Annotated in this window: 9 protein-coding genes; 2 read left to right on the top strand and 7 right to left on the bottom strand. The window is 48.0% G+C overall.

The features are described 5' to 3' along the window. Positions 1-73: 73 nt before the first annotated feature. Together VLX91_11375 and VLX91_11370 are read left to right on the top strand one after the other, a co-directional pair. On the top strand, positions 74-1465 hold the full coding sequence (locus tag VLX91_11375) for an LptF/LptG family permease (protein ID HUI30810.1): 1392 nt from the start codon (positions 74-76) through the stop codon (positions 1463-1465). Next, a complete protein-coding gene (locus tag VLX91_11370) occupies positions 1462-2547 on the top strand; it encodes an LptF/LptG family permease (GenBank protein HUI30809.1) in 1086 nt (361 codons plus the stop codon). The genes VLX91_11375 and VLX91_11370 overlap by 4 nt, the downstream gene beginning before the upstream one ends. A gap of 134 nt (positions 2548-2681) precedes the next feature. Here VLX91_11370 and VLX91_11365 read toward each other — a convergent pair whose 3' ends face one another. From VLX91_11365 to serS, 7 genes are all read right to left on the bottom strand, one after another. Further along, the gene (locus VLX91_11365; protein ID HUI30808.1) at positions 2682-4820 is read right to left on the bottom strand and encodes a YCF48-related protein; all 2139 of its coding nucleotides are present in this window, start codon (positions 4818-4820) and stop codon (positions 2682-2684) included. A 192-nt stretch (positions 4821-5012) separates the two neighbouring features. Beyond that, on the bottom strand, positions 5013-5135 hold the full coding sequence (locus VLX91_11360) for a hypothetical protein (protein ID HUI30807.1): 123 nt from the start codon (positions 5133-5135) through the stop codon (positions 5013-5015). Positions 5136-5238: 103 nt separating this feature from the next. Further along, positions 5239-6276: a class 1 fructose-bisphosphatase gene (gene fbp / locus VLX91_11355; GenBank protein ID HUI30806.1), complete on the bottom strand. Its 1038-nt coding sequence runs from the start codon at positions 6274-6276 to the stop codon at positions 5239-5241. Between the two features lie 199 nt (positions 6277-6475). Continuing rightward, complete coding sequence (locus VLX91_11350) at positions 6476-8335, bottom strand: ABC transporter ATP-binding protein (GenBank protein HUI30805.1); 1860 nt, start codon at positions 8333-8335, stop codon at positions 6476-6478. 175 nt (positions 8336-8510) lie between these two features. After that, positions 8511-9521 carry a hydroxyacid dehydrogenase gene (locus VLX91_11345; GenBank protein ID HUI30804.1) on the bottom strand — a complete coding sequence of 337 codons (1011 nt, stop codon included), beginning with the start codon at positions 9519-9521 and terminating at the stop codon, positions 8511-8513. 67 nt (positions 9522-9588) lie between these two features. Further along, positions 9589-11334 (bottom strand): ABC transporter ATP-binding protein, encoded by a 1746-nt coding sequence (locus VLX91_11340; GenBank protein HUI30803.1) that lies wholly within the window; start codon positions 11332-11334, stop codon positions 9589-9591. A 3-nt stretch (positions 11335-11337) separates the two neighbouring features. After that, complete coding sequence (gene serS, locus VLX91_11335) at positions 11338-12618, bottom strand: serine--tRNA ligase (protein HUI30802.1); 1281 nt, start codon at positions 12616-12618, stop codon at positions 11338-11340. Positions 12619-12622 lie beyond the last annotated feature (4 nt).

Here is a 12622-nt window from a genome sequence, read left to right as displayed (position 1 = left end):
TTTGAAGGGTCAAATTCAGAGCCGGAACACGTCTCTCATTGAGTGCATTGAGGTAGATTGCTATATTTTCACAGTGAAACTTGCCTTCTACATATTGAAGCGGCACATCGGACCTTTTCTATTCTCCATGGTCGTGATAACTTTTGTATTCCTGCTGCAGTTCCTCATGCAATCGATGGACCAGATCATCGGAAAGGGTCTCACGCTCTTCGTCATGATTCAGCTTATCGTTTTTAACCTTGCATGGATAGTTGTGCTCGCCGTGCCGATGTCAGTTCTCGTTGCCGTGCTCATGGCGTTCGGCGGGTTGTCGTCAAACAACGAAGTTACCGCAATAAAAGGCTCGGGCGTCGGGCTCGTCAAGATGATGTTTCCGGTCGTCATCGCATCGGTGGGTGTGTTCTATCTTTTGCTGCTTTTCGACAACGACGTCCTTCCCGATGCGAACCACAGAGCCAAGACACTTATGATCGATATTCAAAGGAAGAAACCGACTTTCACCATAGAGCCCGGACAATTCTCTCAGGAGATTGAAAGTCACGCCATCATGGTACGCAAAACTGTTCCTAATTCCACAGATTTGTACGGCATTACGATCTTCGATTTTTCGAATCCTGAAAAGTTCACGACTATAACCGCCGAAAAAGGAAAAGTTGGCTTTTCGCCCGACATGAAGAAAATCATAATGCTTCTCTATAACGGCGAGGTCGACGAATATGACAACACCCAGGTTGGCGCATATCAAAGGATTCGCTATCAGCACCAGCAGGTGGTTATGAAAGCGGAAGGATTCGCATTCGAGGAATCATCTCAAAACGCATTTGGGAGAGGAGACCGTGAGTTAAGCGCTGATTCGATGAGTACCATTGTGGCGGGATATCAAAGGGATGAGGATGTCCTCTGGTCTCAGTTGAACTCTTATATGAAAGCGGAGTTCAGAAAGCTCACTTCGCCTTCTACCAGCCGTAATGTCATGCCGATCGTTGTGGATTCACCTTCGGTCTATCTTCAATCAGAGTCCAAGATAAATTCGAGTGCAGGACTCGCAAGGGGTTTGCTTGCAAGCATTGACAATACCGAACGGCAGATTTATGCATACGATGTGGAGATTCAAAAAAAGTATTCCATCCCTTTTGCTGCGATTGTTTTTGTTTTTCTTGGAGCGCCTCTTGGAATGATGTCACGACGGGGAAACTTCGGAGTCTCTGCGGGAATGAGTCTGCTATTCTTCGTCGTCTATTGGGCATTCCTCATAGCGGGAGAAAAGCTGGCAGACCGCGAAATGCTGAGTCCGTTCATGGCCATGTGGCTGGCAAATATCGTACTGGGCGGCATCGGATTATTGCTGACTTATAAAACATCCAAAGAGACGGTGATCATCAACTGGGACGTATTCTTGAGGTTTGTTCCGAAAAGGTGGGTCTCTGAAGGAACACTCGATGAACTTGCAAGGAAAGAGCGGTGAAAAAGATAGATATCTACATAATCAGACAGTTCATCGGCGTTATCCTGTTTGCGACGCTCGCCTTCGCGGTGATTTTTGTCCTGGTCGATTTGATGGACCACCTGGAGGATTTCCTTGACAATGGCATGGGTATACTTCTGGTTGCGAGGTATTACCTCGTCTTTACGCCTGAGATCCTGAAGCTGATTACGCCGGTGGCTGTACTGTTAGCATGTTTGTTCGTTACCGGAAGGATGTCGAATGGGAATGAGATTATCGTCATAAAAAGTTCAGGTATTGATATTTACAGAATTATGATGCCTTTCTTGATTGTGTCGACAGTAATATGCGTAATGATGGTTTACTTCAATGAGTGGATAGTACCTAAAGCAAACCACGAGAAGTTCAGGCTTGAGAAGGTATATCTTCAACAACACAATGAAGGCTGGTGGAAATACAATATTTTCATGCTGGACAGCCGCAACAGAATTGTGACGATCGGTTATTTTGATGACGTTACGAACACGGCTTCAAAAGTCTCCGTCCAGGAGTTTTCGGACACCAACCAGACATATCTGACTCAGCGCTTCGATGCCCAGACGATGGTTTATGATACCGCATCGAATGTTTGGATTCTTAGAAATGTCATCGAGCGTGATTTTGAGGGACCGAAAGAGAGTTTCAAGACTTACCCCACTCTTCCTCTGAAAAGAATTTCGTTCAAGCCCATCGATCTCCAGCAAAAGGCGCTTAATCCGAACGATATGGATTACACTCAGCTCAAGCGTTTCATACAGCTTCAGGAAAACAGCGGTAATGACGTCAATCGCTACAAAGTCGATTACTATTCGAAGGTTTCATTTCCGTTCGCGGCGATCGTCGTAATTTTTTTTGGTGTACCACTGTCCGCGCGAAAGAAGCGAAGCGGACTTGCGCTCGAATTCGGAATAAGCATACTTATTTCTTTTGTCTATATTCTTTTGATAAAGATAAGTCAGGTGCTCGGATATGACGGGATAGTCAGCCCTCTGCTGACGGCGTGGCTCGCGAATATTGTTTTCTTTGCTGCGGGACTTTACAATACTGCAAAGGTGGAGAGGTAAATCGGGTCGTTCTTGCCGTCATTTAGGTATTGAAAAATCCATTACGGAGATATCAGGCAAAAAGTATGGAAATGGGGGCCTGACCAATCAAGCCCCCATTCGGCCAAATCATACCCCAAACGAATTATTGCCGATCACTTGAGCAGGATAACCTTCTTCGTATCCGTAAACGATCCTGCTTGCAATCGATAGAAGTAGACCCCGCTTGGCATGCCAGCTGCATTCCACTGTTCCACATGGCTTCCTGCAGCGAGCTCGCCATGCAACAAGGTCGCGACTTCCCTGCCCAAGATGTCAAACACTTTCAACGATACGAATGATCTCACGGGGAGCGTGAACGAAATATTCGTTGTCGGGTTGAACGGGTTCGGATAATTCTGCGCAAGCGAGAAGTTTCTCGGTTTTTCTCCGGCAAGATCTTTCACTGAGACGACCGGTCCGTTGATTCCCTGCAAAAGTTGTCCGCCTTTGCCGGCAAGGAATATGCTCTTGTGTGAAGCGACACCGATCGCAGTCCAATCCGAGCTTCCGATGACATTCGGGTGCCATGATGCGCCGCCGTCAAATGTCATACTAAAAACACCGTTTGCCGTGATTACGATGCCGGTGTCGGAACTAAGAAATTCAATCGCATTGACTTGAACACCATTAAAAACCCCGGACACTTCAGTAAATGAAGCGCCGCCGTCAGTGGTTTTAAAGAGATCGCCGAGCGAATTTCCGACCCACGCCTTCTTAGTATCGAATGCGAACACTGCCGTTCGGTTGCCGATAATTGAACCGCCTCCGGGATTCGTCCAGGTAGTGCCTCCATCGGTGCTGAGAATTACGTTGACGCCGTCGGACCATTCCGCAATCCAGATTGTGTTTGCATTCGGGAGAGAGTAACCACCAACTATGTCCACATAGGGGTGGGTTAATGTGGTCCAGTTGACTCCCGAATTCGTTGTCTTGTATAGGTTAGTTCCCTCATCGAATGCGAATCCCGTCGTGGCGCTTAGGAATTCAAAGCCTACCAATATGAGCGCCGGATTGCTCCCGCCTTTAGTTGTCCAAGAGGAACCATTATCGGTTGTAGTCTGCCAACCTGTGGTGCTACCTGCATATCGTATTCCCGATCCATCCGGGAACATCTGAATGAAGGTGATGGAATTGCTGCTTGACACCGCCGTCCAGGAAGTTCCGCCGTCCGTCGTGCGGTAGAGGGCGTTGGAAGTATTATCACCGTAGGGAAGACTCACGCAGAGAAATCCGTGCTGCGCATCTGAAAAAGTAATGCACTTTGTATCTTTGGTTGTGAACGAATTAGACAGCGATGTCCAGGTGGCACCGTCGTCAGTCGTCTTGTACATGACTCCATTCCCGCCGCACACAATTCCTGAGGTTGCTGACGAAAAACTGGCGCAGCAGAAGTCTCCGGTTATCGTTAGGCCATTGTCAATGTTCCCGCCAATATATGGATTCTTGCTGTTCCATGTTGCCCCGCCGTCGGTCGTCTTATAAACGGCATTACCTGTCCCAGCCGCCCAGATGTTATTCGCGTCCAATGCACAAGCAGAATTTATCCATCCTGAGAGGCCGCTGTTAGAGGATGACCAGGTTCCACCGTTGTCGGTGCTCTTGAGGGCTGTTCCGTTATTTCCGAAGGCGAAAACCGACGAACCGGCGGTGCAAACGTAGAACAGATTTTCTGTCGTATGCGAGACTTTTGAGCTCCAACCTGACCCGCCAGTAGATGTCTTGAGAATGACCCCGTTAGTGCCCACGGCGCATCCTACCAACGCGCTGGTAAAACATATACCCCACAAACTCTCGCCGGTCGTGCTGTTTTCCGACTGCCATGTAATTCCGCCGTCGGTGGTTTTCAGAATGATCCCGGACGTACCGCAAACCCAGCCTGTAGTTGTGCTCACGAAGCACATCGCGGTAAGGTAATCGGGAGAGGTCACCCAGCCTGTGTTGACCCACACCCATGTTGTACCATGATCTGTGGTGTATCCGACGCTATCTCCAGAGCAGATCCATCCGTGATTAGCATCAGCGAAGAAGATTTCGTAACCCCCTCCGGGAGACAGAGTCCATGTGGCACCGCCGTTAGTCGTGTGCATTAACGCTTCGTCGGTGACCGCCATGAGTTCGTTAGCAGAGAATCGCCAGACGTTGTTAATCCAGGACCCCGTGGGCGTAGGATTACGCCAGGTCCAGTTCCATTGAGCTGAGGAAATGGGAACCATAAGTGTCATTATCGTGAACAGGTAAATGACTCTTTTCATATGAACCTCCTCGTTAGATGAAAGTTAATTTATCTAATCGGGGTTAATGGCTGGCTACAATTTCTCCGTGAGGCTTGTCTGTCAAGCCTTCGCCAGCAACTTTGCCCGACTTCCTGATCTATCGTTTAAGATAAGGACAATGAGAAAGTCCCTCCATCGAGGGATTCATATGAAAAAGGTGGCAAGGGAAATCTATGCCTCTTCTTGATTTGTCGGTTCCCGTCCTGTAAACACCGTACCAGCAGAAATAAATGAAGAATTTGATCCTCCATCTTTATCCCTTGCCCATTTCATGGTCAAATCTACTTTCTTCATTTTTGAAATGCAAGTCGACAGACATCTTTCCGCCTTATTTGATAGAGCCATGGTCGTCGACGCAAGCGAATTTCCCGATTACCCCGACAGCCCCACGAATCCCCTAAACTGATTTTGACAAAAACTCTTCAACTTCCTTCACATCGTTCTCCGATCCGACAAAGAAAGGTGTCCTTTGATGCAGCGATGCTGGAACGATGTCGAGAATCCTTCTGCATCCGTCGCTTGCCCTTCCGCCTGCGTGCTCTGCGATGAATGCCAACGGCGAACATTCGTATAAGAGCCTGAGTTTACCTTCGGGGTGCACCGTGTCTTTTGGATACATAAATATTCCACCGTATAACATGTTCCGATGGAAGTCTGCGACGAGTGAACCGACATAGCGGGAGCTGTACGGCCTTTGCGAAGGCGGATCATTTTCTTTCAAATAGTCGACATACGTTCTCACGCCATTATCCCACCTTAAGTAGTTGCCTTCGTTTATGCTGTAAGTCTTACTCCGCGTTGGGATTCGCATATTCTCGTGTGAAAGCAAAAATTCTCCGACGGATGGATCCAGCGTGAATCCGTGGACCCCGTTGCCGGTACAATAAACGAAAATTGTGCTCGACCCGTAAATAGTGTACGCTGCGGCCACCTGTTTATAACCCGGCTGCAGGCAATCTGCAAGAGTACCGGGACCGGATGAAGTGACACGGCGGTAAATTCCGAAGATGCTCCCGATCGACACATCTGCGTCGATGTTCGATGAGCCGTCGAGCGGATCATAGATTAACACATACTTGCCAATCGGATAATCGGCGGGAATATTCAGGAGACTGTCGCTCTCCTCTGAAGCCATGGCACAGAGGTGACCGCCATGGTTCATGGCTTTGTAAATTGTCTCGTCGGCAAATTCGTCAAGCTTTTTTACTTCGTCGCCGCTCGCATTATGTTTATTGGTTGTGCCGAGAATATCTATCAAACCGGCTTTACTGACTTCACGCCAGATGAGTTTGACGGCGATCGCAAGGTCGCTCAGCAATCCGCTGAAATCTCCGGTTGCTTCCGGATGTTTTCGTTCCCCTTCATCGATATGGCGTCCGAGGGTCATGAGAGGATTCCTCTCTGGGGCGCGCCTGTAACGTTCTACCGAAGACATATATCCCTCCGTTTTATTTTGCCGGCAATTCTGATGTTTTCAGTCAAAACCGGGTGCTGTTTCGTTACGAGTTTGTCGCAACGAATTTCAGAGATTAGACCGATCAGGAATTGGTCCCGTTCGTGGAACCGACTAATTTGCGGTAACAGAACGGACATTTCTCGATCAGCTTTTTTGAAACGCTTCTATCCTGTCAAAACTATTTCATGACTCGTGATGGCGCAAGGCGCTTAAGGGACTCCGGCGGGACACGGGACTGGCCAAGACGTTCCTGCTCTTTGTACTGAAGCTGGTACAGGCGGTAATAGATTCCGCCGAGTGCAATTAATTCCTGATGTGTACCCTGCTCTCTGATCTCACCTTTGTGAAGGACAATGATCTTCGACGAATGTTGAATTGTGGAGAGCCTGTGAGCGATAACTATGCTTGTTCTTCCCCTCAACAGGTTTTCCGTAGCCTCCTGAATCAGCTGCTCGGTTTCCGTGTCGATATTCGCAGTCGCCTCATCAAGGATCAAAATCCTCGGATCATAAGCCAAAGCTCGTGCAAATGAAATGAGCTGCTTCTGCCCGACGGAAAGTGCGGCACCGCGTTCTTTCACATCGTCGTCGTATTTCTTTGGAAGCCGTTTTATGAAGTCGTCCGCCCCGACCAGCGCCGACGCTTTTTCAATTTTCTCAAATCCGATCTTATTATTACCGAGGGAGATGTTGTCGCGCACGCTGCCTGAAAATAGAAAGACATCCTGCATTACGATGGCAATGTTCTTTCGAAGCTCTGCCGTCGAAATATCTTTGACGTTAACTCCATCGATAAAAACGCCGCCATTATTCACGTCATAAAATCTCATCAGAAGATTCACTATAGAAGTCTTCCCCGCACCCGTGGCACCGACGATCGCAATCGTTTCACCGGGGTTTGCTGTGAAGGATACATTCTTCAAAACGTAATTCTGATCATCGTAAGCAAAGGTGACGTTCTTAAATTCAATTTTGCCTTCCACATTTTCCAACGGCAACGGCACGTCAGGTTCGGGTACGATTGTTTTGTCATCGATGACTTTGAAAATTCTTTCCGATGACGCCATGGCGGTTTGAAGAATGTTGTACTTTTCCGAGAGATCTCTTATCGGCATGAAGAACTGTTCGGTGAATTGAAGAAATGCAATTAAAACACCGATGGTGAGGCCGTTGGATTGAAGAACGGATTCGGGAACCAAATGTGTTCCACCATACCAGATGATGAGGCCGACGGCGATGGCCTGGGTTGCCTCCACGCCGGGATAAAAGAGCGCGTAGTAGAAGACGGATTTTACGTTCGCATCTTTCAGCTTCCCGCTGACTTCTTCAAAGCTGTGGAGGGCCCTTCTCTCCCGGTTATGAATCTGATCTACGATGACCCCTGATATGTGCTCCTGAAGAAACGCGTTCATCCTTGCGATGTGCAGACGGACCTGGCGGTACGCCGCACGCACTTTCTTCCTGAAAAGCATCGTGATGTATGCAAGGATCGGCAGAACCAGCAGCGTCACCACAGCAAGCGAGGCGCTGAGCCCGAACATGTAAATGAGAATCCAGATAATCGTAAAGACGTCCCCGAACGCCATCACTATGCCGGAAGAGAACAGATCGTTCAGGGCTTCGACGTCGTTGGTCACTCTCGTCACTAATCTTCCGACGGGATTTCTGTCGAAGTACTTGATCCCGAGGTTATGGAGGTGTTTGTATATCTCCATGCGTATGTCAAATATCGTTTTCTGTCCAATCCACTGGGTCAGATACGCTGAGCCATATCGCAGCAACGCTTGCGCCATGGTCACCGCAAACAACAATTCGATAATCTTGAAAAGGCCGGCACCATCTCCGCGGCGAATATACTTGTCGATGGCGATCTGTGTCAGATAAGGGCGCACCGGCCCCATCCACGAATAAACGATCGTGATTACTATCGCCACCGCCACCTGCCACCAGTAGGGCTTCAGGTAATGCAGGAGTCTCCGCATCAACCTTGCATCGTATGCTTTCCCTAGTATTTCCTCTTCGTGTATCTCTACCGCCATAACTTTTTCAAATTCTAATTTTTAATCCCTGAAGTTTAAACAAATACAAAGCTCGAATTTCGAAATCATAGATTTCAAGGGACGAGGATTTCTCTTTCGTAATTGACCTTTTCCCGCTTGATGCTTTTCTCATATGATATTGTTCAGGATTTAGAAACGATTGCTTAGTAGTTTCTTAGTCCGGATTCACTACATTCGTCGGATTCCTCGCGACAAACGATTCAATGTTGTTCACCGTTGTTTCGAGGATCCTCTCCACCGCTTCGACACTGTCGAACGCTATGTGAGGAGTTATTATCACGTTCTCACGATTTAGGAGAATATTTTTTTCGAGCACTGCTCGAAGGTGTTCCACCGAGACGTTCCTCGTCAGCATCTGGTTTTCCTCCTTGACCAAATCTTCGCCTTCAAAAACGTCCAATCCGGCGCCGCCGAAGATCCCGGTCTCCAAAGCATAGTGAAGTGCAGCCGGCTCGATGATACTTGCGCGGGCCGTATTTATAAACAACGCTCCTCGCTTTACAAGTTCAATGTTCTTCATGTTTATGAGATGATGTGTCGCCTTATTGTAAGGACAGTGAAGAGTGATGATATCGGAATCTTTTAGGAGTTCGTCAAGCGAAGCGTATTTGAAACCGAGGACCTCTTCCATGAAATGGTTTTTGTGAAGGTCGTAGGCTACGACATTCATCCCGAATCCTTTTGCGATTTTTATAACGTGAGAGCCGATGCTTCCTGCCCCGACGACCCCGAGAGTCTTGCCTTTGATGTCCCACCCCTCGAGTCCTTCGATGGAAAAGTTATTCCTGCTTGTCCGGACATAGGCTTTGTGGATGTTGCGGGAGAGTGCGAGTATCAATCCGAAAGTATGCTCGGCAACCGTGTTCTCGCCATAATAAGGGACATTACAAACGGGGATGCTTCTGCTCGAAGCGGTTTTCAAATCTATGTGGTTGAAGCCGGTGCTCCTCGTGACAATGAGTTTCAGCTTCGGCAGTGCAGAAATGTTTTTCTTGTCCAGGACCGAATATATGAAGACGGACACGACATCTGCATCCTTTGCGGTGTAGATGTTCGATTCTGTAAGCGGTTCGGCAAAGAAAGAGAGAGTAAACTTCCCCTTCAAGGACTTCTTGATGAACCGCTTGTCGTCTTTGTCTACTTCATAGAAATTGATCTTCAACATGTTAGTCTTCGGTGCTCACGTGTGGTTGTGGACTCATTTTCCCCGGCTCTTAGCTCTTCAGTTTTGCTTACATACGCTGCAGCTCTTCTTCGAGAAGCTGGCGGTTGTAAAGATCGGCATATATTCCGTTCTTCAAAACGAGTTCTTCGTGAGTTCCCGTCTCTGCTATCGCACCGTCGTCGAGCACGATAATCACGTCCGCGTCTTTCACCGTCGATATCCGGTGACTGATGATGATGCTCGTTCTTTCCTTCATCACCTGTTTCAATTGAGACAAAATCTCCTCTTCGGTATAGGTATCGACCGCAGAAAGTGCGTCGTCCAATATCAATATGCTGGGCTTTCTCATAATAGCCCTCGCGATTCCGACTCTTTGTTTCTGGCCGCCGGATAGCGTGATTCCTCTTTCACCGACAAGTGTATCATATTTGTGGGGAAACATGTCAATGTCTTTTTGAATCTGCGAAACTCTGGCAGCCCATTCGATATCTTCATTGGTCGCGATCTCCACTCCATACGCAATATTGTTCGCGATCGTATCGGAGAAAAGGAAGGTCTCCTGCTGAACGTAGCCGATGCTTCTTCTTAAAGCATCTATTGGAATTTTCCTGATCGGAATTCCGTCGATCAGGATTTCTCCTGAAGTGCAATCGAGAAGCCGCGGGATAAGGTTGACCATCGTAGTTTTTCCGTTTCCCGTTCTGCCTACGATTGCGAGTGTAGTACCTCTCTCGATCTCGATATTTATGTTGCGCAGCGCGTAGTCTTCTTTCGATGGAAATCGAAAAGAGACATTCTTGAAAGTTATTGTTCCTTCAATTTCGTTAATCGAATGATCGGTCTCCGCAGTATCTTTAATTTCCGGAAGAATGTCGAAGATCTTATTGAGCCTTCCCATCGAGGCGGCGCCACGCTGGAAAATATTTATGACCCATCCGAATGCGATGAGCGGCCAGGTCAGCAGACCGAGGTAAACCAAAAACGCAACCATGGTGCCGAGCGTGAGTGTGTTGAAGATGACGTCCAACCCGCCCCGCCAAATAACTATAACTCCGGCGGCCCCCGTCAGCATACCCATGAGCGGCCAGAGAATCGATTGAACCTGTGCCAGTATCAGGTTTTTCTTCAGGTAATCACGGCTCAGTGATTTAAATCGTTCGGTCTCGTAATCTTCCCTGACATATGAGCGCACGATTCGCACTCCGGAAATGGTTTCCTGTGCTCTCGCGGTCAGACTGCTGTATTGGGCCTGCACGTCTTCAAAATGGCGATTGACGAGCTTCCCGATGTAATATACCGCCGCGGAGACGAACGGCAGCGGAATCAAAGAATAGAGAGTGAGTCTCACATTGATCGAGAACATTATCGCGATGACCATGATGAAGCCGGTGATCGTATCTGAAGTGTACATAATACCTGGGCCGAGGACGTTGCGTACCGCAGAAATGTCGTTCGTCGCGTGTGCCATCACGTCTCCGGTCGGTGTATTCAGAAAAAAAGAATATGAAAGTTTCTGCACATGCGAATAAAAATTATTGACAAGATCGAATTCTATCTTTCTTGACGTAACGATGATTGTTTGTCGGGTCAGGAACGTGAAAAATCCGCTGAGGCATATCAGGCTGATAATCAGCGCTGCGTATTCGATAAGTTTCAATGAACTCGGCCCGGATCTCAACTGGTCGATTGCACCTCCCACAATCAACGGGACGAAGTTGCCGAAGATGTTCGACAGTACCACCGTCAACAAGCCGAGGATCAACGTCGTCTTATACTTTTTCAGGTAAGGAAAAAGGCGAAGAAGTGATTTCATGGTTCAACCGATAACTGCAAATCCTGTATATTCATGGAGTGCCTTAGGCACAACAACTTTTCCTTCCGGCGTTTGATAATTCTCTAGAAGCGCGACCATCAGCCGCGATGTCGCAAGTCCGGATCCGTTCAGCGTATGCACAAACTCCGGCTTCGACTTAGGATCCCTTTTAAACCTGATATTCGCGCGTCTCGCTTGAAAACTCTCGAAGTTGGAACAACTCGAGGCCTCGAGCCAGCCGCTCCTCGCTTCCGTCGCAGGAGCGAAGACTTCAATGTCATAACACTTTGCAGCCGAAAAACTTAAATCTCCCGCGCATAAGAGCATCACTCGATAAGGTATGTTCAACAACTGCAACACCTCTTCGACATCCACAACTAGCTTCTCAAGCTCATCATACGATTCTTCCGGCCTGACAAATTTCACAAGTTCAACCTTATTAAATTGGTGTACTCTCAAAAAGCCGCGTGACTCTTTTCCCCAGCTTCCTGCTTCTCTTCGGAAACAAGCCGAGTACGCAACATATCTAACCGGCAGCTGATCGACGGCCAATATTTCATCGCGGTGCAAATTCGTTACCGGAACTTCCGCTGTCGGAACCAAATACAGATCGTCGATTTCACAGTGGTACATGTCATCGGCGAGTTTCGGAAGCTGGCCGGTTCCGCGCATCGACGCTTGGTTCACGACAAACGGCGGGAATACCTCCGTATATCCATGTTTACTAACATGCAAATCGATCATAAAGTTTATCAAAGCACGCTCAAGTGCGGCCCCTTTTCCGATGTAAACAGGAAATCCGGCGCCGGTAACCTTGCTGCCCCTGGTGAAATCGAGAATCCCCAGCTTCTCGCCGAGGCTTAAATGATCGAGGAGCTTGAAGTCGAAATTCTTCGCCGCCTCTCCCCATTTTCTGACTTCCACGTTGTCGTTCGAATCGTCTCCCGCGGGAACGGATTGATGCGGTACGTTGGGAACATACAGGACGAGGTCGTCGAGTTTTTGTTCAATTTCTCGCAGGTTGTCCTCAAATGTTTTTAGTTGATCCCCTTTTCCTTTTCCTGAAGCGATGAAATCGGAAGCGTCCTTGCCCTGACGCTTCAACTTCGCAACTTCATCAGCTATCCTGTTTCGCTCGCTTTTAATAGCTTCGGATTTTTGAAGAAGCTCCCGTCTCTTCCCATCGAGTTCAATTATCTCGTCGAGTCGGTCCTTTTCATGCTTCTTTTTAATCGCTTCTCTAACTAGGTCAGTATTTTCCCGGATATATTTTAAATCAAGCATTTGT

Source organism: Candidatus Acidiferrales bacterium, assembly GCA_035515795.1.
Taxonomy (GTDB): domain Bacteria; phylum Bacteroidota; class Ignavibacteria; order Kryptoniales; family JAKASW01; genus JAKASW01.
The sequence above is the reverse complement of the archived record's forward strand: the minus strand, read 5'-3'. Positions and strand labels throughout refer to the sequence as shown.